At 60.4% G+C, this 25,934-nt stretch carries 20 protein-coding genes; 14 read left to right on the plus strand and 6 right to left on the minus strand.

The window, feature by feature from the left end; translation table 11 throughout:
- Positions 1-70 precede the first annotated feature (70 nt).
- Positions 71-2,179 carry a molybdopterin oxidoreductase family protein gene (locus AC19YS_RS19420; protein ID WP_500602440.1) on the minus strand — a complete coding sequence of 703 codons (2,109 nt, stop codon included), beginning with the start codon at positions 2,177-2,179 and terminating at the stop codon, positions 71-73.
- Positions 2,180-2,603: 424 nt separating this feature from the next.
- Here AC19YS_RS19420 and argF point away from each other — a divergent pair, with 424 nt between their 5' ends.
- Both argF and AC19YS_RS19430 read left to right on the plus strand, forming a co-directional pair.
- Positions 2,604-3,524 carry an ornithine carbamoyltransferase gene (gene argF, locus AC19YS_RS19425; protein ID WP_500602441.1) on the plus strand — a complete coding sequence of 307 codons (921 nt, stop codon included), beginning with the start codon at positions 2,604-2,606 and terminating at the stop codon, positions 3,522-3,524.
- Positions 3,521-4,630 (plus strand): ABC transporter ATP-binding protein, encoded by a 1,110-nt coding sequence (locus AC19YS_RS19430; RefSeq protein ID WP_500602442.1) that lies wholly within the window; start codon positions 3,521-3,523, stop codon positions 4,628-4,630. The genes argF and AC19YS_RS19430 overlap by 4 nt, the downstream gene beginning before the upstream one ends.
- A 143-nt stretch (positions 4,631-4,773) precedes the next feature.
- Here AC19YS_RS19430 and ybaK read toward each other — a convergent pair whose 3' ends face one another.
- A complete protein-coding gene (gene ybaK / locus AC19YS_RS19435; RefSeq protein WP_124416540.1) occupies positions 4,774-5,244 on the minus strand; it encodes a Cys-tRNA(Pro) deacylase in 471 nt (156 codons plus the stop codon).
- Between the two features lie 327 nt (positions 5,245-5,571).
- Here ybaK and AC19YS_RS19440 point away from each other — a divergent pair, with 327 nt between their 5' ends.
- The 4 genes from AC19YS_RS19440 (at position 5,572) to glpD (ending at position 10,645) form a co-directional block, all read left to right on the plus strand.
- A complete protein-coding gene (locus AC19YS_RS19440) occupies positions 5,572-6,426 on the plus strand; it encodes an MIP/aquaporin family protein (protein WP_106577273.1) in 855 nt (284 codons plus the stop codon).
- Positions 6,427-6,506: 80 nt separating this feature from the next.
- A complete protein-coding gene (gene glpK, locus AC19YS_RS19445) occupies positions 6,507-8,012 on the plus strand; it encodes a glycerol kinase GlpK (RefSeq protein WP_106577274.1) in 1,506 nt (501 codons plus the stop codon).
- A gap of 95 nt (positions 8,013-8,107) precedes the next feature.
- Positions 8,108-8,863 (plus strand): DeoR/GlpR family transcriptional regulator, encoded by a 756-nt coding sequence (locus AC19YS_RS19450; protein ID WP_010212755.1) that lies wholly within the window; start codon positions 8,108-8,110, stop codon positions 8,861-8,863.
- A 243-nt stretch (positions 8,864-9,106) separates the two neighbouring features.
- Complete coding sequence (glpD, locus tag AC19YS_RS19455; protein ID WP_106577275.1) at positions 9,107-10,645, plus strand: glycerol-3-phosphate dehydrogenase; 1,539 nt, start codon at positions 9,107-9,109, stop codon at positions 10,643-10,645.
- A gap of 47 nt (positions 10,646-10,692) precedes the next feature.
- Here glpD and AC19YS_RS19460 read toward each other — a convergent pair whose 3' ends face one another.
- The gene (locus AC19YS_RS19460) at positions 10,693-11,418 is read right to left on the minus strand and encodes a tetratricopeptide repeat protein (RefSeq protein ID WP_200624584.1); all 726 of its coding nucleotides are present in this window, start codon (positions 11,416-11,418) and stop codon (positions 10,693-10,695) included.
- A gap of 121 nt (positions 11,419-11,539) precedes the next feature.
- Between AC19YS_RS19460 and AC19YS_RS19465 the strand changes: the two genes are divergently transcribed.
- The 8 genes from AC19YS_RS19465 to AC19YS_RS19500 all read left to right on the plus strand — a co-directional run bounded on the left by AC19YS_RS19465 (position 11,540) and on the right by AC19YS_RS19500 (position 21,473).
- A complete protein-coding gene (locus tag AC19YS_RS19465; protein ID WP_500602443.1) occupies positions 11,540-13,861 on the plus strand; it encodes a TonB-dependent receptor in 2,322 nt (773 codons plus the stop codon).
- Between the two features lie 568 nt (positions 13,862-14,429).
- Entirely contained in the window at positions 14,430-15,356 is a 927-nt protein-coding gene (locus AC19YS_RS19470; protein ID WP_106579409.1) for a glutamate/aspartate ABC transporter substrate-binding protein, read from the plus strand.
- A 194-nt stretch (positions 15,357-15,550) separates the two neighbouring features.
- Positions 15,551-16,297 carry an amino acid ABC transporter permease gene (locus AC19YS_RS19475; protein WP_003208731.1) on the plus strand — a complete coding sequence of 249 codons (747 nt, stop codon included), beginning with the start codon at positions 15,551-15,553 and terminating at the stop codon, positions 16,295-16,297.
- Positions 16,297-16,968 carry an amino acid ABC transporter permease gene (locus AC19YS_RS19480; protein WP_106579410.1) on the plus strand — a complete coding sequence of 224 codons (672 nt, stop codon included), beginning with the start codon at positions 16,297-16,299 and terminating at the stop codon, positions 16,966-16,968. The genes AC19YS_RS19475 and AC19YS_RS19480 overlap by 1 nt, the downstream gene beginning before the upstream one ends.
- Positions 16,965-17,699, plus strand: a complete 735-nt coding sequence (locus AC19YS_RS19485) for an amino acid ABC transporter ATP-binding protein (protein ID WP_012722475.1) — start codon at positions 16,965-16,967, stop codon at positions 17,697-17,699. The genes AC19YS_RS19480 and AC19YS_RS19485 overlap by 4 nt, the downstream gene beginning before the upstream one ends.
- 188 nt (positions 17,700-17,887) lie before the next feature.
- Positions 17,888-19,789, plus strand: coding sequence for a two-component sensor histidine kinase AauS (gene aauS, locus AC19YS_RS19490; protein WP_124416537.1), 1,902 nt, complete (start codon positions 17,888-17,890; stop codon positions 19,787-19,789).
- Positions 19,786-21,135 carry a two-component response regulator AauR gene (gene aauR / locus AC19YS_RS19495; protein ID WP_124416536.1) on the plus strand — a complete coding sequence of 450 codons (1,350 nt, stop codon included), beginning with the start codon at positions 19,786-19,788 and terminating at the stop codon, positions 21,133-21,135. The genes aauS and aauR overlap by 4 nt, the downstream gene beginning before the upstream one ends.
- Positions 21,135-21,473, plus strand: a complete 339-nt coding sequence (locus AC19YS_RS19500; RefSeq protein ID WP_106579413.1) for a GlpM family protein — start codon at positions 21,135-21,137, stop codon at positions 21,471-21,473. Before aauR ends, AC19YS_RS19500 begins: the two co-directional genes overlap by 1 nt.
- A gap of 166 nt (positions 21,474-21,639) precedes the next feature.
- On the opposite strand, the gene AC19YS_RS19505 is transcribed toward AC19YS_RS19500, so the two are convergent.
- The 3 genes from AC19YS_RS19505 to AC19YS_RS19515 are packed head-to-tail and all read right to left on the minus strand — an operon-like array spanning position 21,640 to position 25,929.
- A complete protein-coding gene (locus AC19YS_RS19505; protein WP_500602444.1) occupies positions 21,640-23,037 on the minus strand; it encodes a sigma-54-dependent transcriptional regulator in 1,398 nt (465 codons plus the stop codon).
- Positions 23,027-24,805, minus strand: coding sequence for a sensor histidine kinase (locus AC19YS_RS19510; RefSeq protein ID WP_500602445.1), 1,779 nt, complete (start codon positions 24,803-24,805; stop codon positions 23,027-23,029). The genes AC19YS_RS19505 and AC19YS_RS19510 overlap by 11 nt, the downstream gene beginning before the upstream one ends.
- Positions 24,805-25,929 (minus strand): GNAT family N-acetyltransferase, encoded by a 1,125-nt coding sequence (locus AC19YS_RS19515; protein ID WP_119738596.1) that lies wholly within the window; start codon positions 25,927-25,929, stop codon positions 24,805-24,807. The genes AC19YS_RS19510 and AC19YS_RS19515 overlap by 1 nt, the downstream gene beginning before the upstream one ends.
- Positions 25,930-25,934: the final 5 nt, after the last annotated feature.

Here is a 25,934-nt window from a genome sequence, read left to right on the forward strand (position 1 = left end):
AACTTTGCGACTCACAGGTCGGCACGGTGGCGCATTGTAACGCAAAATTCCAGCCCGGTGGTCGGGCGCCTCAGGCAGCCGCTACCTGCACCGGCACACCGTTGAGCGCAGCATTGCCGGATAACTCGTCCAACTGCCGCTCGTCGGTCAAGTCATTCGCACTCGCCCCCGGCTGCCCGCTGGCAATGCTCATCTGTACGCCTGGGCGTCCATGCCCCCAGCCATGGGGCAGGCTGACCACGCCGGGCATCATGTCCAGGCTGGCCACTACTTCCACTTCGATCATGCCGATGCGCGAACTGACGCGCACCCGCTGACCATCGCTCAATTGTCGACTGGCCAGGTCATCAGGGTGCATATGCAACTGGTGCCGAGGCTTGCCCTTCACCAGACGATGATAGTTATGCATCCACGAGTTATTGCTGCGCACATGACGACGGCCGATCAACAGGAGTTCATCCAACACCGGCCCGGGGTGTGCTGCGAACCGCGCCAAGTCAGCCAGGATCACCGCCGGCGCTGCCTGCACCCGGCCGTTGGCGGTCTTCAAGCGCGTGGCGAGATTGGGCTTGAGCGGCCCCAAATCCACGCCGTGCGGATGGTCGGCAAGCATCGCCACCGACAACTTGTGATCGGAAGCGTCACCGTAAGCCCCGGCACGCAAACCAAAGTCAATCATCTGCGCCGGCGCCATGGTCGGTTTGAGCGCCACGCCTGTCTGCGCCGCGAAGGCCTTGGCCAGGCCGACAAAGATTTCCCAGTCGTGCAGCGCGCCTGCGGGCTTGGGCAGGATCGCGCGGTTGAACCGAGTGACGTTGCGCACGGCGAACATATTGAACGTGGTGTCGTAGTGATCGTTTTCCAGCGCCGAGGTGGACGGCAGGATAAGGTCAGCGTAACGCGTGGTCTCGTTGATATAGAGGTCGATGCTGACCATGAACTCAAGCCCGTCCAGCGCCTGCTCCAACTGGCGACCGTTTGGCGTCGACAACACCGGGTTGCCGGCCACGGTCACCAGGGCGCGGATCTGGCCTTCGCCTTCGGTGAGCATTTCCTCCGCCAAGGCGGACACCGGCAATTCACCGCCATATTCCGGGCGCCCGGACACGCGACTCTGCCAGCGATTGAAATGCCCGCCACCGGTTGAAGCCACCAAGTCCACGGCCGGCGAGGTGCACAAGGCGCCGCCGACACGGTCCAGATTGCCGGTCACCAGATTGATCAATTGCACCAACCAATGGCACAGCGTACCGAAGGCTTGGGTGGACACGCCCATGCGCCCGTAACACACCGCCTTGTCCGCTGCGGCAAAGTCCCGCGCCAGCTGGCGGATCTGTTCGGCAGGCACTGCACATTGGTGGCTCATGGCTTCAGCGGTAAACCCGGCAATCGCGCGGCGCACGTCTTCAAGACCGTCGACCGGCAAATGGCTTTCACGCGTCAGGTTCTCGCTAAACAAGGTGTTGAGCAACCCGAACAACAACGCCGCATCGCCTCCGGGCCGCACAAACAGATGCTGATCGGCGATCGCCGCCGTCTCGCTGCGTCGTGGGTCAACCACCACCACGCTGCCGCCCCGCGCCTGAATGGCCTTGAGACGCTTCTCTACGTCAGGCACGGTCATGATGCTGCCGTTGGACGCCAACGGGTTGCCGCCCAGGATCAGCATGAAATCGGTGTGATCGATATCCGGAATCGGCAGCAGCAGGCCGTGGCCGTACATGAGATGACTGGTGAGGTGATGAGGCAGCTGGTCCACCGAGGTCGCGGAAAACCGATTGCGCGTCTTGAGCTGGCCAAGGAAGTAGTTGCTGTGAGTCATCAGCCCATAGTTGTGCACGCTGGGGTTGCCCTGGTACACCGCCACCGCATTCTGCCCATGCCGGGCCTGGATACCCGCCAGGCGCTCAGCGACCAGCGTGAATGCCTCGTCCCATGGGATCGGCTGCCATTCGCTGCCCACGCGCAACATGGGCTGGTGCAGGCGGTCCGGGTCGTTCTGGATGTCCTGCAATGCCACCGCTTTGGGGCAGATGTGCCCACGGCTGAAGGTGTCCAGCGCGTCACCCTTGATTGAGGTGATCGCCAGGCTGCCGTCGTCGGCCCGGGTGGTTTCCAGGGTCAGGCCGCAGATGGCTTCACACAGATGGCAGGCACGGTGGTGGAGAGTCTTGGTCATGGCCAGTCTCTTTATTGGGCTTTGACCCAACTATGGCCCGTCACCTGAGCGCGTACCAGTAAGGTTCGCCCCGTGAATCGAGAGGCATCAGGCCAGACCATGAGCAAATGTTTCAAAACCTTGCGAAGAGCCGCCGAAACCGACGCAGCCTGGCCTGCGCCCGCCCCCACGCATTGCAAAAGGTCTCAGCGCCAGTGTACAAATGGCCCGCTGCTGTCAGGAATCAGTCTTCAAAAAGCGCTTCAGCGCCCTTCTTGAACACCCTTAAAAACCGTAGCCCCATTGGTAAGACGCGACATTTAATTATAAGATCGCGCCTTCCCCTATTTCGTCGCCCCGTGCGGCTTTCGCCGCAGGTCTCGCCCGTTGTCACAATAAACAAGGCTTTGAGTATCTGCGGTCTGTTGCAAAAAGGTAGTTAATGATGAGCGCAAGGCACTTTCTCTCCCTGATGGATTGCACGCCCGACGAGCTGGTCAGCGTGATCCGTCGAGGCATTGAGCTTAAAGACCTGCGTAACCGCGGCGTACTGTTCGAGCCTTTGAAAAACCGTGTGCTCGGGATGATTTTCGAGAAGTCGTCGACACGCACCCGTGTGTCGTTCGAAGCCGGCATGATCCAGCTGGGTGGCCAAGCCATCTTCCTGTCCTCGCGCGATACCCAACTGGGCCGCGGCGAGCCGATTGCCGACGCCGCCCGCGTGATGTCGCGCATGCTCGATGCGGTAATGATCCGTACCTTCGCACACAGCACCGTGACCGAATTTTCCGCCAACTCCCGCGTGCCGGTGATCAACGGCCTGTCCGATGACCTGCACCCGTGCCAGTTGCTGGCCGACATGCAAACCTTCCTCGAGCATCGCGGTTCGATCCAAGGCAAGACCGTGGCCTGGATCGGCGACGGCAACAACATGTGCAACAGCTATATAGAAGCGGCGATCCAGTTCGACTTCCACCTGCGCATCGCATGCCCGGAAGGCTACGAGCCTGACGCGCGCTTCCTGGAACAGGCCGGCAGTCGCGTCACTGTCGTGCGTGACCCGCGTGACGCGGTGATTGGCGCCCATCTGGTCAGCACCGATGTCTGGACCTCCATGGGCCAGGAAGAAGAAACCGCCAAGCGCCTGGCCCTGTTCGCGCCGTTCCAGGTGACCCGCGCCCTGCTCGACCTGGCCGCGCCGGATGTGCTGTTCATGCACTGTCTGCCCGCCCACCGTGGCGAGGAAATCAGCCTCGACCTGCTCGACGATAAGCGTTCAGTCGCCTGGGACCAGGCTGAAAACCGCTTGCATGCGCAAAAGGCGCTGCTCGAATTCCTCGTCGCGCCTGCGTACCACCACGCATGAGCCAGCCATTACTGCTGAACCTGCGCAATCTGGCATGCGGCTATCAAGATCAACGCGTGGTGCAGAACCTCAACCTGCACCTCAACGCGGGCGACATCGGCTGCCTGCTGGGCTCTTCGGGCTGTGGCAAAACCACCACCTTGCGTGCGATTGCCGGGTTCGAACCCGTGCATGAGGGTGAGATCAGCCTGGCCGGCGAAGTGATTTCCAGCGCCGGGTTCACCCTCGCACCGGAGAAACGCCGGATCGGCATGGTGTTCCAGGACTACGCGCTGTTTCCGCATTTGAGCGTGGCCGACAACATCGCCTTTGGCATTCGCAAACACCCGCAAAAAGACCGCGTGGTCGCCGAGTTGCTGGAACTGGTCAACTTGAAGAACCTCGGCAAGCGTTTCCCCCACGAGCTTTCCGGCGGCCAGCAACAACGCGTCGCCCTCGCCCGCGCTTTGGCGCCGGAGCCGCAACTGTTGCTGCTGGATGAACCGTTCTCCAACCTCGACGGCGAACTGCGGCGCAAGCTTAGCCACGAGGTGCGCGACATTCTCAAGGCGCGCGGCACCAGTGCGATTCTGGTCACTCATGATCAGGAAGAAGCCTTTGCGGTGAGTGATCAGGTGGGGGTTTTCAAGGAAGGCCGTCTTGAGCAGTGGGATACGCCCTACAACCTCTATCACGAGCCACAAACGCCTTATGTCGCCAGCTTTATCGGCCAGGGCTATTTCATCCGTGGCCAGTTGAGCTCACCGGAGTCGGTCAGCACCGAACTGGGTGACCTGCGTGGCAACCGCGCCTACACCTGGCCCACAGGTGGCGCGGTGGATGTACTGCTGCGCCCGGATGACATCGTCTACGCGCCGGACAGCGCGTTGAAAGCGCGGATCGTCGGCAAGACCTTCCTCGGCGCCTCGACCTTGTACCGCCTGCAACTGCCGACCGGTGCACAGCTGGAGTCGATTTTCCCCAGCCACGCTGATCATCAGGTGGGTGTGGACGTGGGGATTCGGGTGGCGGCTGAGCATTTGGTGTTGTTTCAGGCTTCGGGCAGCGTTGCGGCGCAGATTCCTAAAGCCGACTCCGGCGTAAGGCGCTACAGCCCCGCCAACTGAGTAACTGACGAAACCAGATCAAAATGTGGGAGCGGGCTTGCTCGCGAATGCGGAGTGTCAGTTAACGAATTTATTACTGAACCACCGTTTTCGCGAGCAAGCCCGCTCCCACATTGGATCTCGTCGTATTCAAAATGCGAGTTTCAGGCCCGTCCAATCGGCGCGAATGTGGCCTGGGTATGCTCAGCCAGCACCGCCGCCGGCAGCTCAACTTCCAAACCCCTCCTCCCGGCACTGACAAAAATCGTCGCGAACGGCTGCGCCGTCACGTCGATAAATGTGCGCAAACGCTTCTTCTGTCCCAATGGGCTGATGCCGCCCAACAAGTAACCGGTGGAGCGTTGCGCCGCTGCTGGGTCGGCCATTTCGACTTTTTTCACCCCGGCCGCATGGGCGAGCGCCTTTAAATCCAGACTTCCGACGACCGGCACCACTGCCACCAACAATTCCCCTTTCTCACTGCTGGCCAGCAAGGTCTTGAACACCTGCGCGGGGTCAAGCCCCAACTTTTCCGCAGCTTCCAGCCCATAGGAGGCTGCCTTGGGGTCATGTTCGTAACTGTGGATGTGATGTTCGGCACGAACTTTTTTCAACAGGTCCAGTGCGGGGGTCATGGCTACTCCGGGCATGGCAAACAGAGGGCCAATTCTAGGCCAAGCGTAAGCAAAACGCTCTAGTGCGCCACTCCCGCGAGACGTACCAATAGGCGTAAGCGTGATCATTCACCAGACCAATAGTTCGAAAATGACCAGTGGTTCACTTTCGACCTTTGACAGCCGTCATTCTTGTCTATATTTTTTCGTTTCCGAATACTGTAGGAATAGCACCTGCGGTACTCCAGCAATAAGCCATGTCCTGGATGGGGATCCTCGCCACGGTGAAAATCGCGCAACAGCCCGTTGAGGCCGCGCGCCAAACAAGAACAACAATTGAGGTTTTCCATGACAACTGCTCTTCAACAGCCTTCACTTTCGAGCCAATGCATGGCCGAATTCCTGGGGACTGCGCTTCTGATCTTCTTCGGTACAGGATGTGTCGCTGCGCTCAAGGTCGCGGGTGCCAGCTTTGGGTTGTGGGAAATCAGTATCATCTGGGGGATCGGCGTCAGCATGGCGATCTACCTGAGCGCCGGTATTTCCGGGGCTCACCTCAATCCGGCGGTGAGCATTGCCCTGTGCATTTTTGCCGATTTCGAAAAACGCAAACTGCCCTTCTATATCCTCGCCCAGGTCGCCGGCGCCTTTTGCTCCGCCGCGCTGGTGTACACGCTATACAGCAATCTCTTTTTCGATTACGAACAAACCCACCACATGGTTCGCGGCTCCCAGGCCAGCCTGGAGCTGGCGTCGGTGTTCTCCACCTACCCGCATGCCCTGCTGAGCACAGCCCAGGCGTTTCTGGTGGAAATGGTCATCACCGCCATCCTGATGGGCGTGATCATGGCCCTTACCGACGACAACAACGGCCTGCCACGCGGCCCGTTGGCCCCGCTGCTGATCGGCCTGTTGATCGCGGTGATTGGCAGTGCCATGGGCCCACTGACCGGCTTTGCGATGAACCCGGCGCGGGATTTCGGGCCCAAGCTGATGACCTTTTTCGCCGGCTGGGGTGAAATGGCCTTTACCGGCGGCCGCGATATTCCTTACTTCCTGATTCCGATTTTCGCGCCGATTGTCGGCGCCTGCCTCGGTGCTGCGGCCTATCGCGGGCTGATTGCCCGTCATCTGCCGAGCGCCGCACCTGCTATAGATGAAACACCTGACACGGCTGTCAACGGCAAGACGCGTATTTCCTGATAGCGCCAGCCTGGTCCCTCTGCCCCTTTGCGGCCCAGGCTGATTCCTTACTCTCTTATTTTCCGTCCAAGGCAATCGACATGACCGACATTCAGAATAAGAACTACATCATTGCCCTTGATCAGGGCACCACCAGTTCGCGGGCGATCATCTTTGACCGTGACGCCAACGTGGTCTGCACCGCCCAGCGCGAATTCACTCAGCATTACCCGCAAGCCGGCTGGGTCGAGCATGACCCGATGGAAATCTTCGCCACCCAAAGCGCGGTGATGGTCGAGGCCCTGGCACAAGCCGGCCTGCACCATGACCAGGTCGCTGCCATCGGTATCACCAACCAGCGTGAAACCACCGTGGTCTGGGACAAGATCACTGGCCGTCCGATCTACAACGCGATCGTCTGGCAATGCCGGCGCAGCACCGAGATCTGCCAGCAGCTCAAGCGTGATGGTCACGAGCAGTACATCAATGACACCACCGGCCTGGTCACCGACCCGTACTTCTCCGGCACCAAGCTCAAGTGGATCCTCGACAACGTCGAAGGCAGCCGTGAGCGTGCGCGCAACGGCGAGCTGCTGTTCGGCACCATCGACAGCTGGCTGATCTGGAAATTTACCGGCGGCAAAACCCACGTTACCGATTACACCAACGCCTCGCGCACCATGCTCTTCAACATCCACACCCTGGAGTGGGATGCGAAGATGCTGGAGATTCTCGACGTGCCGCGCGAAATGCTGCCGCAAGTCAAATCGTCTTCGGAAATCTACGGCCGTACCAAAAGCGGTATCGCCATTGGCGGCATCGCCGGTGACCAGCAAGCGGCGCTGTTCGGCCAGATGTGCGTAGAAGCGGGTCAGGCCAAGAACACTTACGGCACCGGCTGCTTCCTGCTGATGAACACCGGCGACAAGGCCGTCAAATCCCAACACGGCATGCTCACCACCATCGCTTGCGGCCCCCGCGGCGAAGTGGCCTACGCCCTGGAAGGCGCGGTATTCAACGGTGGTTCCACCGTACAGTGGCTGCGTGACGAGCTGAAGATCATTGCCGATGCGACCGACACCGAATACTTCGCCGGCAAGGTCAAAGACAGCAACGGCGTATACCTGGTCCCAGCCTTCACCGGCCTGGGCGCGCCTTATTGGGACCCGTATGCGCGTGGCGCGTTGTTCGGCCTGACCCGTGGCGTACGGGTTGATCACATCATTCGTGCAGCCCTGGAGTCGATTGCCTACCAGACCCGCGACGTATTGGACGCCATGCAACAGGACTCCGGCGAACGCCTCAAAGCCCTGCGTGTGGACGGCGGCGCAGTCGCCAACAACTTCTTGATGCAGTTCCAGGCCGACATCCTCGGCACTCGGGTCGAGCGCCCGCAAATGCGCGAGACCACCGCGCTGGGCGCCGCTTACCTGGCCGGCCTGGCCTGTGGTTTCTGGGGCAGCCTGGACGAGCTGCGCGGCAAGGCCGTGATCGAGCGTGAATTCGAACCCACGCTGGATGAAGCCGCCAAAGAAAAACTCTACGCCGGCTGGCAGAAAGCGGTAAGCCGTACCCGCGATTGGGAACCGCACGAAGGCGCTGAATAAGCCAAGCGCCGGACCCACATAGGGTTGTAACTGGCGGGGAGCGGCGTGCTGCGTCATCATGGGCCACTTTTGTATGGCAGCCCAAAGGACGCCCCATGAATCTGCCTCCCCGCCAGCAACAAATCCTCGAACTGGTCCGCGAGCGCGGCTATGTCAGTATCGAGGAGATGGCGCAGCTATTTGTTGTCACCCCGCAAACCATCCGCCGCGATATCAATCAGCTGGCGGACGCCAATCTGCTGCGCCGCTACCACGGCGGCGCGGCCTATGACTCCAGTGTCGAGAACACCGCGTACGCCATGCGTGCCGACCAGATGCGCGATGAGAAACAACGCATCGGCGAAGCCATTGCCGCACAAATTCCTGATCATGCCTCGCTGTTCATCAATATCGGCACCACCACCGAATCGATCGCGCGTGCGCTGCTCAATCACAATCACCTGAAAATCATCACCAACAACCTCAACGTAGCCACCATGCTCAGTGCCAAGGACGACTTCGACGTACTGTTGACCGGCGGCAATGTGCGCCGTGACGGTGGTGTAGTCGGTCAGGCGAGCGTCGATTTCATCAACCAGTTCAAGGTCGACTTCGCCCTGGTGGGCATCAGCGGTATTGACGAAGACGGCAGCCTGCTCGACTTCGATTACCAGGAAGTGCGGGTTTCCCAGGCGATCATTGCCAATGCGCGCCAGGTGATCCTGGCGGCCGACTCAAGCAAATTCGGGCGCAATGCCATGATTCGTTTGGGGCCGATCAGCCTGGTGGACTGCTTGGTGACCGATCAGCAGCCGGTGCCCGCGCTGGTGCAGTTGTTGAACCAGCACAAGGTTCGGCTGGAAGTCGTTTAGCGCCGTACTGGCGCCGTCGGGGACAAGCCCCTCCCACACTGGAATGCGATCAACCTGTGGGAGGGGCTTGCCCCCGATGGCGATCTATCTGCCACCCTCATGTTCACAAATTTTCCCTTTGCCCCCCTTCGATGAGTTTTTTCAATCGAAGTTGGCTGGCTGTGTGCGCGTTTATCAGCTACCATTTTCGCAAATGAACATTAATGTTCGAATTCCAAGACGAAAAGATCGCGAGGCTAGCCGATGAACCCTTCCACCTTGCCTGCTCCACCGCTTGCCGAAGTCTATGACGTTGCCGTAATTGGTGGCGGAATCAACGGCGTCGGCATCGCAGCAGACGCAGCCGGTCGCGGTTTGTCGGTATTCCTTTGCGAAAAAGACGACTTGGCCAGCCACACATCCTCTGCTAGCAGCAAGCTGATCCACGGTGGCCTGCGTTACCTCGAACATTACGAATTCCGCCTGGTGCGCGAAGCCCTGGCCGAACGTGAAGTGCTACTGGCCAAGGCCCCGCATATCGTCAAGCAAATGCGTTTTGTGTTGCCACACCGCCCGCATCTGCGCCCGGCGTGGATGATTCGTGCTGGCCTGTTCCTGTATGACCACTTGGGCAAGCGTGAAAAACTCGCCGGTTCCAAGAGCCTCAAGTTCGGCCCTGACAGCCCGCTGAAAAGCGAAATCACCAAAGGTTTCGAATACTCCGACTGCTGGGTCGATGACGCCCGCCTGGTGGTGTTGAACGCCATGGCCGCTCGCGAAAAAGGCGCGCATATCCACACCCAGACCCGTTGCATCAGCGCGCACCGCAACAACGGCATGTGGGAAATGAACATGGAACGCGCCGATGGCAGCCTGTTCTCGATCCGTGCCCGCGCCCTCGTGAACGCCGCCGGCCCATGGGTCGCCAAGTTCATCAAGGAAGACCTGAAGCTGGATTCGCCTTACGGTATCCGCTTGATCCAGGGCAGCCACCTGATCGTGCCGAAACTGTATGAGGGTGCCCACGCACACATCCTGCAGAACGAAGACCAGCGCATTGTCTTCACCATTCCGTACCTGAACCACCTGACCATCATCGGCACCACCGACCGCGAATACACCGGCGACCCGGCGAAAGTAGCGATTACCGAAGGTGAAACCGACTACATGCTTAAAGTGGTAAATGCCCACTTCAAGAAGCAGTTGAGCCGCGACGACATCGTCCACACCTACTCCGGCGTGCGCCCGTTGTGCAACGACGAGTCGGATAACCCGTCGGCCATCACCCGCGATTACACCCTGTCGCTGTCTGGCGGCACTGGCGAGGCGCCAATCCTGTCGGTGTTCGGCGGCAAGCTGACCACCTACCGCAAACTCGCCGAGTCGGCGATGGCGCAGCTGGCGCCGTTCTTCACCCAGATGCGCCCAAGCTGGACGGCCACGGCCAGCCTGCCGGGCGGCGAGAACATGACCACGCCAGAAGCGCTGGCCGAGGCAATTCGCGCCAAGTTCAACTGGGTCCCGGCCGAGATCGCGCGTCGTTGGTCCACCACCTATGGCAGCCGCACCTGGCGCTTGCTCGAAGGTGTGCAGTCGCTGGCTGACCTGGGCGATCACCTGGGTGGCGGCCTGTACACCCGCGAAGTCGATTACCTGTGCGCCGAAGAATGGGCAACGCAACCGCAGGACGTGTTGTGGCGCCGTACCAAACTTGGGCTGTTCACCACCCCAGAGGAACAGGCCAACGTGCAGCGTTACCTGTCCAAGGTCGAGCAGAACCGCGCGAAGATCGAAGCAGCCTGATCAAACCGTCGTGAAAAGCCCCTGTGCCGAAAGGCCAGGGGCTTTTTTTATGCCTGCTGCGCCTGGCGCTGATACCGCAGGCCCATGTCACGAATGCCGCTGAGGGCGGAGCCCAGCAACACCGGATAAGCCGCCTGCAAAAACCCGGGTGTTGCCGTTGCCAGCGCGCGCTCCAGCCACAGGCAGGCCTGCGACTCATCGCCGGTTTCGGCCAGCTCGGCAGCGTGGTTGTATTGCCCGCGAAAATCGCCCGCCTCGGCTGAGCGCTGATACCACTGCCGCGCCAGTTGCACATCCTTGGGCACCACGACGCCTTCATGGTGGAACCGCCCCAGCAGGTTCATCGATTTGGCATGCCCTTTGGCCGCCGCCTGCTCGAACAACACATACGCGGCGACAAGGTCGCGCTCGACACCGCGACCGCGCGTCAGCAACTGGCCGTGGTTATACAGCCCCCAATCCAGCCCAAGGTCGCCCGCTTTGCGGTAATGCTCGGCGGCGTCCGGCAGGTCGATTTCGCAGCCCCAGCCGTTTTCAAGGCAGCGCCCGATCATGTTGATCGCCATCGGGTGGTCCTGACGTGCGCTGATGCGAAACCAGCTCAGCGCCAACGCTTCGTCCTTTTGTATGCCCCGACCCTCCAGCAACAACTGACCCAAGGTCGCCTGCGCATCGGTATCACCCAATTGCGCAGCGTGCATCACCCATCGCGCATACGCGCGCGGGTTATCACCGATTTCACCCGATTCATTGCCTGGCCGCGCGCTCTGCATGCTCGTCTGCACTCTCTCAAGCTGACAAAAATTTCATGAATCATCCTGTTACAAACTATTACATTTGAGATCGCTTATCAATTACGATCACCTCTCAATTCCAACAACACGAGACTATTCAATGGCTACCGGGATCAGTTCTGCCCCTCATTCATCGCGGCATTTGCTCGCGTCGGCGGTGGGTTTGGCAGTGGCTGCGCAAGGAGGATTCAGCTATGCAGCGGAGACTGCAGATGACGGCACAGGGGTAATTCAGCTCGGCGCGACCAGTATCGAAGGTCAGGCCCCAAGCCAGAGCGTTTACAACCCCGTAGCACCTTCCTCCCCCAAGTACACCGAGGCGCTGCGTGATACACCGCAGACGATTACCGTGGTGCCCAAGGAAGTCATTCACGATCAAAACCTGCTGACACTGCGCGACGTGCTCAGCACCGTGCCAGGCATTACCTTCGGCGCCGGCGAAGGCGGCAGCGGTTACGGCGACAGCATCAACCTGCGCGGTTTCTCGGCCAGCGGCGACATTTACGTCGACGGCGTGCGCGACAGCGCGCAGTACAGCCGCACCGACCCGTTCAACCTGGAACAGGTCGAAGTCGTCAGCGGCGCAAGTTCGGTGTACTCAGGTTCCGGCGCGGTCGGCGGCACCATCAACCTGGTGTCCAAGCAGCCGGAATTACGCGACAAAACCACGATCAGCGCCGGCATCGGCACCGATAACTACAAGCGCACCACGCTGGATACCAATCAGCAACTCAACGACACCACGGCGTTCCGGCTCAACCTGATGGCGCATGGTAACGATGTGCCGGGCCGCGATTATGAAGATTACTCGCGCTGGGGCATTGCGCCCTCCATCGCCTTTGGCCTGGGCACGCCGACCCGCGTTACCGTCAGTTATGAACACCAGAAAGATGACAACACGCCGCAGTACGGCATCCCCATCTACAACGGCAAGCCAATGCCGGGTGTGGGTTGGAGCGACTATTACGGTTACCACAACATCAATGACCAGCAAATCACCTCGGACGCGTTCAGCCTGAAACTCGAACACGACTTCAACGACGCCGTGTCAGTGCGCAACTTCACCCGCGTCGAGCGCGTGCGCCAGGATTTGCGCGCCTCCGGCCCCGAAGGTGCCCAGGCCGGCTGCCTGGCCAGCGGCACCCAGATAACGGGCGCGCCTTGCGCCGCCGGCCTCAAGCCAGGCTATTTCCAGCCAAGCGGCGGTTCGCTGGGCAACGAGCGCAACACCCAGAACAAAATGTTCACCAACCAGACTGACGTAACCAGTCACTTCAGCACGGGCTTTATCGACCACACACTGGTGACCGGCATCGCCATCAGCCGCGAGGAATACGAGGCGGATACCGGAAAATGGCTGACCAACAGCAACGGCAGCACGATCGTTCCACCGCCGGTCAGCTTCAGCGCCCCCAACTCGGACTGGACCGGCCCCGTCAACTTCACCCGCGCGGCCCATGTTGACGGTGCGCTGAACAACCGCGCCGCCTACGCCTTCGACACGCTCAAACTCAACCCGCAATGGGAAATCAACGGCGGTTTGCGTTACGAGCACAATGCCGGCAGTTCGGTCACCAATGCCTACTCCAGCACCGGCGTGGAAACGCCCGGCGTTCGCTACGGCCAAGCGGATGACCTGACGTCCTATCGCCTGGCGCTGGTGTACAAACCGGTGGAAAACGGCAGTTTCTATATCGCCTACGGCAACAGCAAGACGCCGTCGCAAGCCAGCGTCAATGGTGGCTGCTTTACCCCGGCGAAAACGTCCAGCGCGCCCACCAACAACTGCAACGTTGCCCCGGAAACCGCCGTCAGCTATGAGATCGGCACCAAATGGGACTTCCTCGACAATGCCTTGTCGGTCACCGGCGCGATCTTTCGCAATGACCGCACCAACTACAAAGTCGCCGATCCCGACCCGACCAACCTGAGCGGCACGCAATCGCTCGACGGCAAAGCACGCGCAGACGGCGTGGCACTCGGCCTGAGCGGTGCGATCACGGATAAGTGGAAGGTCTTTGCCAACTACACCTACCTGGATACCCGCGTGTTGCGCAGCGCCAGCGACTTCACCCTGGCCACCACCGGCTTCGACGCGCAGAAAGGCGAGCCGCTGCCGTTTACGCCGAAACATGCGGCCAGCCTTTGGACGGTGTACGACCTGCCCTACGACTTTCAGGTGGGCTACGGCATCACGGCGCAATCCAAGCAGTACCTGGTCAGCGCCGCCGGGGCACCGACTGCGCCGGGCTACGCCGTGCAGCGCGCGATGCTCGGCTACAAGGTCAACAAACAGTTGAACCTGCAGTTGAACGTTAACAATCTGTTCGACAAGGAATACCTGACGCGCATCCGTAACAACGGTTGGGCGGTGCCGGGTGATGGGCGTGCGGCGGTTGTTTCGGCTGACTATACGTTCTGATTGTGGGGGGTGTTTTGGGGGGCATATCCGGTGCTTGGGTGATGGCTGCTTTTGGTTCCGCCCTTACGGCGGGTCACTTTGGAAAAGCCCCAAAGTAACCAAAGGGCTCTTGCCCCACCACTCGGCACCCCGCTTGGGCTCGGTGTGCCCTCACTCCGGCTTGAATCCGTGGGCCGCCGTGACGGGGCAAAGACCTTTTGGTTACTTTTGGCTGGGCCGGCATTCCGGGCGTTTGCCAAAAGTGACCCGCTGTAAGAGCGGAACCGCCAGCCGCCGTGACCGCAGCAACGGATATACACCCCATCCCACCGCAGCCATTCGGTTTTCCGAACACCACACCCCAAACCATTCGGTTTGCCGGACCAAACCGCCAAACCCCTCCCGTCATACAAACTTAATACCCATATAAATCAACCAGATAACCTTTTATCCCTGGTATGGCACGACTCATGCTCTACACTCCCTGACGATTGCCTGCGACGCTTCAGGAGCCGTCACGGGCATTCGCTGTACAAAAGAGAGCCGTCTAGCCGGCTTCATAAAAAAAACAAATGTCGAGGAAGTATTGATGCGCATCGTTCCCCATATCCTGGGCGCAGCTATCGCTGCTGCTCTGATCAGCACTCCAGTTTTCGCCGCCGAACTCACCGGCACACTGAAGAAAATCAACGACTCCGGCACCATCACTCTCGCTCACCGCGACAGCTCCATTCCGTTTTCTTACATCGCGGATGGCTCGGGCAAACCCGTGGGCTACTCCCACGACATTCAACTGGCCATCGTTGAAGCCCTGAAAAAAGACCTGAACAAACCCGATTTGAAGGTCAAGTACAACCTGGTCACCTCGCAAACCCGTATCCCGCTGATCCAGAACGGCACCGCGGATATCGAATGCGGCTCCACCACCAACAACGCCGAACGCGCTCAACAAGTTGATTTCACCGTCAACATGTTCGAAATCGGCACCCGCCTGCTGGTCAAGAAAGACAAGGATGGCAAGCCGTCCTACGCTGACTTTGCCGACCTGAAAGGCAAAAACGTCGTGACCACCGCTGGTACCACGTCCGAGCGCATCATCAAAGCGATGAACGCCGATAAGCAAATGAGCATGAACGTCATCTCCGCCAAAGACCACGGCGAATCCTTCCAGATGCTGGAAAGCGGCCGCGCCGTCGCCTTCATGATGGACGACGCCCTGCTCGCAGGCGAAGAAGCCAAGGCCAAGAAGCCGGACGACTGGGTCATCACCGGTACGCCACAGTCTTTCGAAGCCTACGCGTGCATGGTGCGTAAAGACGATCCAGCCTTCAAAAAAGCTGTCGATGACGCCATCGTCGGTCTGTACAAATCCGGCGAAATCAACAAGATCTACAGCAAGTGGTTCGAGAGCCCGATTCCTCCAAAAGGCCTGAACCTCAACTTCCCGATGAGCGACAAGGTTAAGGAGCTGATCGCTAACCCAAGCGACAAACCAGCCCCTGACGTAAAAATCTGATACCTGACTAAGCTTATCTCCTGAGGGAGCCAACCCTCCCTCAGGCGTCTGTTACTACCTGCTGGCTTTAATTTGGAACACTCGACCTGGCGGTTTTCGAGCCGATCGCGTGTGCCTGGCGTTCAACGTCGGGCGGGAAAGGATCTTCCCCAAGCGGGTGCTTGTACATCGATCGATCTCGAGGGGAGACCCTAATGAATTACAACTGGGACTGGGGCGTGTTCTTCAAGTCCACTGGCGTGGGCAGCGAGACTTATCTCGACTGGTACATCGCCGGCTTGGGCTGGACCATCGCCATCGCTGTCGTGGCATGGATTATCGCCTTGTTGCTGGGGTCCATTCTGGGCGTCATGCGCACCGTGCCAAACCGCATCGTATCGGGCATCGCGACCTGCTACGTGGAACTGTTTCGTAACGTGCCGCTGCTGGTTCAGCTGTTTATCTGGTACTTCCTGATACCCGATCTGCTGCCGCAAAACCTGCAGGACTGGTACAAACAAGACCTCAACCCGACCACCTCGGCCTACCTGAGCGTCGTCGTGTGCCTGGGCCTGTTCACCGCCGCCCGTGTGTGTGAACAAGTGCGTACCGGCATCCAGGCGCTGCCACGCGGCCAGGAATCTGCCGCACGCGCCATGGGCTTCAAGCTGCCGCAGATCTACTGGAACGTGCTGCTGCCTCAGGCTTACCGCATCATCATTCCGCCGCTTACCTCGGAATTCCTCAACGTGTTCAAGAACTCCTCCGTGGCGTCCTTGATCGGCTTGATGGAACTGCTGGCGCAAACCAAACAGACTGCCGAGTTCTCGGCCAACCTGTTTGAAGCCTTCACCCTGGCCACGCTGATCTACTTCACCCTGAACATGAGCCTGATGCTGCTGATGCGCGTGGTCGAGAAGAAAGTCGCGGTGCCCGGCCTGATCTCCGTGGGGGGTAAATAATGGACTTCGATTTCAGCGGCATCATCCCCGCCATTCCTGGCCTGTGGAACGGCATGGTCATGACCTTGCAGTTGATGGTCATGGGTGTGATCGGCGGTATCGCGCTGGGTACGATGCTGGCGCTGATGCGCTTGTCGTCCAGCAAACTGCTGTCGCGTCTGGCCGGCGCCTACGTGAACTACTTCCGCTCGATCCCGCTGCTGTTGGTGATCACCTGGTTCTACCTGGCGGTGCCGTTCGTGTTGCGCTGGATCACCGGCGAAGACACCCCGATTGGTGCGTTCACCTCCTGCGTCGTGGCCTTCATGATGTTCGAAGCCGCGTACTTCTGTGAAATCGTGCGGGCCGGCGTGCAGTCGATCCCCAAGGGCCAGATGGCCGCCGCACAGGCGATGGGCATGACCTATGGCCAGACCATGCGTCTGATCATCCTGCCCCAGGCGTTCCGCAAGATGACCCCGCTGCTGCTGCAACAGTCGATCATCCTGTTCCAGGACACCTCGCTGGTTTACACCGTGGGCCTGGTGGACTTCCTCAACTCCGCCCGCTCCAACGGCGACATCATTGGCCGCTCCAATGAGTTCCTGATCTTCGCCGGTGTCGTCTACTTCATCATCAGCTTTTCCGCCTCGCTGCTGGTCAAGCGTCTGCAAAAAAGGTTTGCCGTATGATCTCTATCAAGAACATCAACAAGTGGTATGGCGACTTCCAGGTGCTGACCGATTGCAGCACCGAGGTTAAAAAAGGCGAAGTGATCGTGGTGTGCGGGCCGTCCGGCTCGGGTAAATCCACCCTGATCAAGTGCGTCAACGCACTGGAACCGTTCCAGAAAGGCGACGTGGTGGTGGACGGCACATCCATCGCCGACCCGAAGACCAACCTGCCGCAACTGCGCTCGCGCGTGGGCATGGTGTTCCAGCACTTCGAACTGTTCCCGCACCTGACCATCACCGAAAACCTGACCATCGCGCAGATCAAGGTGCTTGGCCGCAGCAAGGAAGAAGCCACCAAAAAGGGCCTGCAACTGCTTGAGCGCGTCGGCCTTTCGGCACACGCGCACAAGCACCCGGGCCAGCTTTCCGGCGGCCAGCAACAACGGGTGGCGATTGCCCGCGCCCTGGCCATGGACCCGATCGTCATGTTGTTCGACGAACCGACCTCGGCGCTGGACCCTGAGATGGTCAACGAAGTGCTCGACGTGATGGTGCAACTGGCCCACGAAGGCATGACCATGATGTGCGTAACCCACGAAATGGGGTTTGCGCGCAAAGTGGCCGACCGTGTGATCTTCATGGACGCCGGCAAGATCATCGAAGACTGCCCGAAGGAGGAGTTCTTCGGCGACATCAGCGCCCGCTCCGAACGCGCGCAGCACTTCCTTGAGAAAATCCTGCAGCACTAAGCCCTACAGAGCTTCCACTGCAAAAAACCGAGCCCATGTGACTGTGGGCTTGTGTGGGAGCGGGCTTGCTCGCGAAGGCGGAGTGTCAGTCGGTACATTTTTCATTGACCCACCGCATTCGCGAGCAAGCCCGCTCCCACACTGGACTGAGCAGGCCGACAAGCTCTGGTTGACCCAAGGCAACTGTGATGAAATGCGACCCCAACCAATTTCGCGCCGCACCGCCATCACTTGCCGTGAAACCTCGTCTGATTCGCCAACTGTTCCTGCCGCCGTTGATCATCGCCCTGATGATCGGCTTGGGTTATATCGGCTTCTGGGTCAGTGAGTACTATGGCATTCGCACCCTCAGCGACAACGGCGAACGCCAGTTGGAACTGCACGCGCGCACCGTTGAAAGTGAACTGAGCAAATACACCTACCTGCCCAGTCTGCTGGAGCTCGAATCCAGCGTCTCCACGCTGCTGGCCGACCCGAACCAGGAAACCCGGCAGACAGTCAATGATTACCTCGAAGGCCTGAACCGACGCAGTCGCAGTCGGGCCATCTACGTGATGGACACCACCGGTCGTGTGCTGGCCACCAGTAACTGGCGCGATGCCGACAGCTACCAGGGTGAAGACCTGTCCTTTCGCGCCTATTTCCAGAATGCCGTGCGCGGCCAGCCGGGCCGCTTCTATGGCATCGGCAGCACCAACGGCGAGCCCGGCTACTACCTGGCCCACGGCCTGGAAGAGCACGGCAAGATCATCGGCGTCGCCGTGGTCAAAGTGCGCCTCGAAGCCCTCGAAGAGCGCTGGCAGCGTGCGCGCCTCGAAGCGTTCGTGAGCGACGAGAACGGCATCATCATCCTCTCCAGCGACCCCGCCCGCCGGCTCAAGGCGGTGCGCCCGCTGAGCGACGACACCAAAGAACGCCTGGCCCACAGCCTGCAATATTACTGGGCGACGCTTAACGAGCTGGAGCCGCTGGCCCGTGAGCGACTCAATGAGGGCACCGAGAAGCTGACTTTCCCGGCCAACAGCGAAGTGGTCAACGACGAGCACGAGGTCAGCTACCTCGCCCAAACCCGCCCGCTCAACGACACGCCGTGGAATTTCACCCTGCTGACCCCACTCAATGACCTGCGCCGCGCGGCGATCAACCAGGGCATTCTGGTCGCTGTCGCATTCGGCCTGGTGGCGTTTTTGCTGATCGCCTGGAACGAGCGCCGCAAGGTGATCGCCACCCGCCTCGCCGCGCGGGAAGCCTTGCAGGAAGCCAACAGCCAGCTGGAGCGTCGGATTGCCGAACGCACCGCCGACCTGCGTGCCAGCAACGAACGGCTCAAGGGCCAGATTCGCGAACGGCGCCAGGCCGAAGAAACCTTGCGCCGCGCCCAGGACGAACTGGTGCAAGCGGGAAAACTCGCTGCCATCGGCCAGATGTCCACCAGCATCGCCCACGAGTTGAACCAGCCGCTGGCGGCACTGCGCACGCTGTCGGGCAACACGGTACGTTTCCTCGAACGTGGCGCCCTCGACACTGCCAGCGCCAACCTCAAAACCATCAACGAACTGATCGACCGCATGGGCCGCATCACCGCTAGCCTGCGCTCCTTTGCCCGGCGCGGCGATGACCAGGGCGAAGCCAACCTCGGTAAAGCCGTGGACGCCGCGTTCCAGGTGCTCGGCGCTCGTCTCGACGGCCTGCCGTTGACCGTGCACCGCGACTTCGCCAACGCTCAATTGCAAATCGACCAGACGCGCCTGGAGCAGATCCTGGTCAACCTGATCGGCAATGCCCTGGACGCGATGCAGGCGCAACCTGCGCCCGAACTGTGGTTGGATGGCCACGTGTTTGAGGGCAAGTACCGCCTGCACGTGCGCGACAACGGGCATGGTATCGACCCCGAAACGCGCAAGCATTTATTCGAACCGTTCTTCACCACCAAACCCGGCGAACAAGGCCTGGGCCTGGGCCTGACCCTTTCCGCCAGCCTCGCGGCGGCCACCGGCGGCAACCTTGCCGTGGAACACCCGGCCAGCGGTGGTACTGCCTTTGTCTTGTGCCTGCCGCTGGTGGGCACTCAAAAAGCTGAGTCGACATGAATACAGACACCACAGCCGCAAAAGACGAACTCACCGTTCTGATCGTCGAGGACGATCCCCATGTACTGCTCGGCTGCCAACAGGCCCTGGCACTGGAAGACATTCCCAGCGTGGGCGTGGGCAGTGCTGAAGAAGCCCTCAAGCGCATTGGCGAGAACTTTGCCGGCATCGTCATCAGCGACATTCGCCTGCCGGGTATCGACGGCCTCGAGCTGCTGACCCGCCTCAAAGCGCTGGATAAAAGCCTGCCGGTAGTGCTGATCACCGGGCACGGCGATATTTCGATGGCCGTCGGGGCCATGCGCAATGGCGCCTACGACTTCATGGAAAAGCCCTTCTCCCCCGAACGCCTGGTTGACGTCGCGCGCCGCGCCCTGGAGCAACGCGGGCTGGCGCGAGAAGTGTGGTCGCTGCGCCGCCAACTGGCCGAACGTGATTCGCTGGAGGGCCGCATCATCGGCCGCTCGCCGGCGATGCAGAACCTGCGCGAACTGATCGCCAACGTCGCCGACACGTCGGCCAACGTGTTGATCGAAGGCGAGACCGGCACCGGCAAAGAACTGGTCGCGCGCTGCCTGCATGATTTCAGCCGGCGCCATTCCCATCAGTTCGTTGCCCTGAACTGCGGTGGCTTGCCGGAAAACCTGTTCGAAAGCGAGATTTTCGGCCACGAAGCCAACGCCTTTACCGGCGCCGGCAAGCGTCGCATCGGCAAGATCGAGCACGCCCACGAAGGCACGCTGTTTCTCGACGAAGTGGAAAGCATGCCGATCAACCTGCAGATAAAACTGCTGCGGGTGTTGCAGGAACGCACCCTTGAACGGCTGGGCTCGAACCAGAGCGTGGCCGTGGATTGCCGGGTGATCGCCGCCACCAAATCCGACCTCGATGAGCTGAGCCGCGCCAGCCAATTTCGCAGCGACCTTTACTACCGCCTCAACGTGGTAACCCTGGAACTGCCGCCGTTGCGCGAACGTCGCGAAGACATCCTGCAGTTGTTCGAGCACTTCCTGCAGCAATCCTCCCTGCGCTTTGATCGCACCGCGCCTGAGCTGGACAACCAGACCGTGTCGACACTGATGAGCCACGACTGGCCAGGCAACGTGCGCGAACTGCGCAACGTCGCCGAGCGCTTTGCCCTGGGCTTGCCCGCCTTCAAGAAAAGCGGCAACGGCAACAGTAACCACGGCCTGGCCTTCACCGAAGCGGTGGAAGCCTTCGAGCGCAACCTGCTCAACGATGCCCTGCAGCGCAGCGGCGGCAACCTGACCCAGGCCAGCCTGGAACTGGGAATGGCCAAGACCACCCTGTTCGACAAGGTCAAGAAATACGGGTTGAGCCACTGATGGATCTATTCTTGAAGGCCGCCATTGGCGCGGCGGTGGTGTTGGTCCTGGCGGCGTTGGCCAAGACCAAAAACTATTACATCGCGGGGCTGGTGCCGCTGTTCCCGACCTTTGCGTTGATTGCGCACTACATCGTCGGCAAGGGCCGCTCGGTGGAGGACCTGAAGACCACCATCGTGTTTGGGATGTGGTCGATCATTCCGTATTTTGTGTATTTGGCGACGCTGTATGTGATGGTCGACCGCCTGCGCCTGGAAGCATCACTCGCCGTGGCGGCGGTGGCATGGTTGATGGCAGCGACGGTGTTGGTGAGCGTGTGGGTGCGCCTGCATAGCTGACAACTGCGGTCAAAAACGGGCAAGGGTGACCTGACACACCTCAATCAAAAATGTGGGAGCGGGCTTGCTCGCGAAGGCGGCGTGTCAGTCGATATATCCGCTGACTGAATCACCGCTTTCGCGAGCAAGCCCGCTCCCACATTCAGAGGTGCGAATCACCCGAATCTCAGCGGACGATCTTGTCGACCTGAATCCCCAGCTTTTTCAACCGATACCAGAAGCTCCTTTCTGAAATCCCGATTTTCGCCGCCGCGGCAGCCTGCACGCCGTTGCTCTCGTGCAACGCCGCCAGGATGTAGGTTTTCTCGACGTCCGCCAGCGCCGCGTCCAGGTCCGCAGGCACGCCAGGGTTGTCCCCAAGCAACGCCGTGACGCCGTCCTCTGCCGGTTTTGAAGCAAACAGGTAGGCCGGCAGGTCGATGTCTTCGATCACCGGTTTGGCGGCGACGATGGTTGCGCGCTCCACGCAGTTTTGCAGTTCGCGGATATTCCCCGGCCAGCTGTACGCGGCCATGGCCTGCAAGGCCTCCGGGCTGAACCCGGTGATGCGTTTGCCGGCGGTGGCGCTCAGGGTCTGGGCGAAGTGCCGGGCCAGGGGCACGATGTCCTCGGCGCGTTCGCGCAGGGCCGGCAGCGGGATCGGGAACACATTCAGGCGGTAATACAGGTCTTCGCGAAACTCTTTATTGGCCACCGCGTCCAGCAGGTTTTTGTTGGTGGCGGCGATCACCCGCACATCCACCTTGCGCTCGCGCGGGTCACCCACCGGCTCGATCACCCGCTCCTGCAACGCGCGCAGAATCTTGGCCTGCAACGCCAGGGGCATGTCGCCCACCTCATCCAGAAACAGCGTCCCCTTGTCAGCCTGCATAAAGCGCCCGACCCGATCCGCCACGGCGCCGGTGAAGGCGCCCTTGCGATGGCCAAACATTTCGCTTTCCAGCAAGCCTTCCGGAATCGCCGCGCAGTTGACCGCTACAAATGGCTTGTCGGCACGGCTGCCGTGCTTGTGGATCGCGCGCGCGACCATTTCCTTGCCGGTGCCGCTTTCGCCAGTCAGCAGGATAGTGGCGTTGCTGTCACGCACCGAATCGATTGCATGCAGCACCTGGCGAAACGCCGGGCTGTCACCCACCAGGCTGTCAAACTGCGCATGGTGATCGAGTTCGGCGCGCAGCCGCGCGTTGTCGCGCATGATGTCGCGAAACTGCAAGGCCTTGGCTACGGTGATGTCCAGTTCGTCGATGTCGAACGGCTTGGCAATGTAGTCATAGGCGCCGTTGCGCATCGATTGCACGGCGTTTTTCACCGTGCTGTAGGCGGTCATCACGATCACCGGCAAATCCGGAAAACGCACCTTGATCTCGGCCAGCAGCGTCGGGCCGTCCATGCCGGGCATGCGCCAGTCACTGATCACCAGGTCGATGTCTTCCTGTTCCAGCACCTTGAGCGCGTGCAGGCCGTTGCTTGCGGTAAATACCTGAATGCCGTTCTGGCTCAGGGCCGACGACAGCAAGTCGCAGAGCTTGGGCTCGTCGTCGACTACCAATACGTTATGCGTCATGACCATCCTCATCGTCGCCGTCGTGATCACCCTGGGCCGGAATGTACAGGCTGAAGGTGGCGCCGGCATCTTTCTCACTGGCACATTCAATGCTGCCGTCGTGACTTTCCATGATCGAATAGACTTTTGCCAGGCCCAGGCCCGTGCCCGAGGCCTTGGTGGTGACGAACGGTGTGAAGATCCGCTCGATCATATCCGCCGGGATGCCCTGGCCGGTGTCGGCGATGCTGATCACCGTGTTGCCGTCGACACTGCGGATGCCCAGGGTCAGACGCCCGCCTTCGGGCATCGCGTCGATGGCATTGAGAATCAGGTTGAGGCACGCCTGCTTGAGTTGTTTGGCATCGGCATAGATCGTCGCACCGGGTGCCTGGTCGTCAATCTGCGCGTCAATGTTATGCGTGGACAGTTCCGGGCTGCAGAAACCGAGAATCTCTTCCACCAGCGCACGCGCCGGCTGCAGCACGCGCAGCGGCGGGTTGGGTTTGGCGAAATCGAGGAATTCGGTGATCAGGTCGTTGATGCGGCTGACCTCGCTGATCACGTATTCCAGGTGGCGCTTGTCGGTTTCCGCCAGGTCGGCGCGACGGTGCAACAATTGGGTCGCGGTTTTGATGATGCCCAGCGGGTTGCGGATCTCGTGAGCCAGGCCCATGGCGACTTCGCCCAGGGCGTGCAGCCGATCGCGACGGCGCAACTGAGCTTCAAGGTGATGCAGTTCGCCCAGGCGCTCGGTCATGTGGTTGAAGGTGCTGCTCAACTGCGCCAGCTCATCGCCGCCAGTGACCAATACGCGGTGTTCGTAATGACCCGAGATCACCGCGTCCACGCCTTGGGACAAATCGCGCAACGGTTTGGTCAGGCGCCGCGACACCAGCACCCCGGCGCCCAGGGACAACGCCGAGCTGAGCAGGAAAATCAGCACGAACAGGTTGCTCTGATTCACCAGCCCGACCAGGCTGGTATGGCGTAGCAGACCGCTGAAGATCACCCCTTGCAGGTCGCCGGCATCATTGAAGATTGGCCAATACAGACCGCTGTAATTGTTGGTGAACTGCTCGCTCGGCTGCTTGGTGGCGCGCATGGCCGTTTCGACGTCCTTGGGAATGCGCGAGGGGTGGTTTTCGAAACGCTGGGTCGAGAAGATTTCGTTAAAGCCCGACGGATTGGCCAGGTACAGGCGCAGGTCGAGTGAATGCACATCGGCCACGCTGGTGAGGAAACTGCTGTCCAGGTACGTCGCCACCAACAGCAGGTAGTCGACGCCTTCCTGGGTGGTTTCGAAGGTCGAGACCACGAGGCCCGTACTCACGCCCGCCACCTGCACGGTTTGCAGCACCGCGTTGCTGGTCAGGTCGATCTGCTTGACCACATCGTCGGAGGCCGTGCTGAACACGACCTTGTGATCACTCACGCGAATCAGCGCGACCACGTCGATGTCCGTGGCGTCGGCAATGTCGGCGGTCAGCCGGTCGTGCTTGGCGGCCTGCTTGGTCGAAGGCGGGCTGGTGTAGCGCAGGAACAGCTTGGCCATGCGCGCGTTGTCATGAAGGATGTCGCCGATTTCGTCCTTGACGATCTTGGTCGACTCTTGCAGCCAGATACGCACGTTACTGTCGAAAATCTGCGACAGCGTGGTCGCTGCCAGCTCGGCGGCGATCATGGTGGGAATAACGCTGACCAGCCAGAACGCCAGCACCAGCTTGCGCTGGACGCTCCAGCGCGAAATGGCAAAGGGGCGGGCTTTCTGGCGGGTTTTGGTGATCATCAGGTTTCGCTTATCGCAGCAGCCATGGCAGGGTCGGAACGGTCCGGTCTCAGGTACATTTTCACGAGCTTGAGCAGGCTGTTGACCAGCCGGTTACGGTGACGGAAGAACATGCTGTTGCCTTGGAACTCGCACCCCAGGCGCAGCTTACTGGCATACCCTTCCTGACCGCACTCGTACACAGGGATTTTGTGCTGAATACAGTAGTCGACGTTGGTCAGCCAACTGCGAAAGTACAGGTTGTATTCGCGGCTGAATGCCATGTCGTGCCCAAAGAACTTGTCGATCAGGCGGTGCTGGTCCAGCAGGATCAGATTGAACGCCACCAAATGCTCGTCCACCCAATAAAGAACACAGACCGCGCGCCCTTCAAGCCGTTCGAGGATGCCGGTGAAGTAACGCGCCGGCAAACGTTCGAACTGCAGCTGCGAGCGCGCGAGCGTGGCCTCGTACAAGCGCATGACCTGCGGCAACACATCATCAATATTGCGCCGCCACTCCACGCGCGGGCCCGGCGCACGCAGTTTACGGCGCAGGTCCTTGCGCGTCGATTTGCACAACGAGCCAAGGTAGGCGTCTACCGAACCGTAGGGCACCGTCAGCAGACCGCTGGGCAAGCTCGGCATGCTCTGGAAACCTGCGCTGCGGCAACTGGTCGCCCAGTGCGGGTCGTCGGTCGGTACATCTTTGACCGCCACCAGGCCAATCCCGAAGGCATTGGCATCCTGTCGCGCGGCTTGCAGCAACTGCTTGAGCAACACTGGGCGCCGCGCCTGGGGTATGGCGCTTGCAATACCAGCGTCGCAACGCTCGGCTATCGGCGAGCCAATGGCATACAGCGGCAACCGCAAAACACCCGGCCACAGTCGCTCCAGGCGTTCGGTAAAACGCTTGCCGGCACCCGACACCGTGGTGTCGAGGCGATAATGGGTGATGAACGCAGCGGCCACTGCCACCAGTGTTTCATCTTCGTAAACGGCCAGGTAACGCCATTTGAAGTCATCAATGGCCGCGTTTTCCACGGCGACGTAAAAATCCCAATCCTCCAGGGCACCGGGAAAACAGTCGTTCCAGGCACTGCGCTGGATGGCCCGGATAGTCGAGAAGGCTTGAGCGGTGATCACGGGTT

The organism is Pseudomonas sp. MF08831 (assembly GCF_059862645.1).

Excerpts from the sequence above, each read along its gene's own strand:
- AC19YS_RS19420 (WP_500602440.1), bottom strand. The coding sequence starts at position 2,179 with ATGACCAAGACTCTCCACCACCGTGCCTGCCATCTGTGTGAAGCCATC.
- argF (WP_500602441.1), top strand. The coding sequence starts at position 2,604 with ATGAGCGCAAGGCACTTTCTCTCCCTGATGGATTGCACGCCCGACGAG.
- AC19YS_RS19430 (WP_500602442.1), top strand. The coding sequence starts at position 3,521 with ATGAGCCAGCCATTACTGCTGAACCTGCGCAATCTGGCATGCGGCTAT.
- ybaK (WP_124416540.1), bottom strand. The coding sequence starts at position 5,244 with ATGACCCCCGCACTGGACCTGTTGAAAAAAGTTCGTGCCGAACATCAC.
- AC19YS_RS19440 (WP_106577273.1), top strand. The coding sequence starts at position 5,572 with ATGACAACTGCTCTTCAACAGCCTTCACTTTCGAGCCAATGCATGGCC.
- glpK (WP_106577274.1), top strand. The coding sequence starts at position 6,507 with ATGACCGACATTCAGAATAAGAACTACATCATTGCCCTTGATCAGGGC.
- AC19YS_RS19450 (WP_010212755.1), top strand. The coding sequence starts at position 8,108 with ATGAATCTGCCTCCCCGCCAGCAACAAATCCTCGAACTGGTCCGCGAG.
- glpD (WP_106577275.1), top strand. The coding sequence starts at position 9,107 with ATGAACCCTTCCACCTTGCCTGCTCCACCGCTTGCCGAAGTCTATGAC.
- AC19YS_RS19460 (WP_200624584.1), bottom strand. The coding sequence starts at position 11,418 with ATGCAGAGCGCGCGGCCAGGCAATGAATCGGGTGAAATCGGTGATAAC.
- AC19YS_RS19465 (WP_500602443.1), top strand. The coding sequence starts at position 11,540 with ATGGCTACCGGGATCAGTTCTGCCCCTCATTCATCGCGGCATTTGCTC.
- AC19YS_RS19470 (WP_106579409.1), top strand. The coding sequence starts at position 14,430 with ATGCGCATCGTTCCCCATATCCTGGGCGCAGCTATCGCTGCTGCTCTG.
- AC19YS_RS19475 (WP_003208731.1), top strand. The coding sequence starts at position 15,551 with ATGAATTACAACTGGGACTGGGGCGTGTTCTTCAAGTCCACTGGCGTG.
- AC19YS_RS19480 (WP_106579410.1), top strand. The coding sequence starts at position 16,297 with ATGGACTTCGATTTCAGCGGCATCATCCCCGCCATTCCTGGCCTGTGG.
- AC19YS_RS19485 (WP_012722475.1), top strand. The coding sequence starts at position 16,965 with ATGATCTCTATCAAGAACATCAACAAGTGGTATGGCGACTTCCAGGTG.
- aauS (WP_124416537.1), top strand. The coding sequence starts at position 17,888 with ATGAAATGCGACCCCAACCAATTTCGCGCCGCACCGCCATCACTTGCC.
- aauR (WP_124416536.1), top strand. The coding sequence starts at position 19,786 with ATGAATACAGACACCACAGCCGCAAAAGACGAACTCACCGTTCTGATC.
- AC19YS_RS19500 (WP_106579413.1), top strand. The coding sequence starts at position 21,135 with ATGGATCTATTCTTGAAGGCCGCCATTGGCGCGGCGGTGGTGTTGGTC.
- AC19YS_RS19505 (WP_500602444.1), bottom strand. The coding sequence starts at position 23,037 with ATGACGCATAACGTATTGGTAGTCGACGACGAGCCCAAGCTCTGCGAC.
- AC19YS_RS19510 (WP_500602445.1), bottom strand. The coding sequence starts at position 24,805 with ATGATCACCAAAACCCGCCAGAAAGCCCGCCCCTTTGCCATTTCGCGC.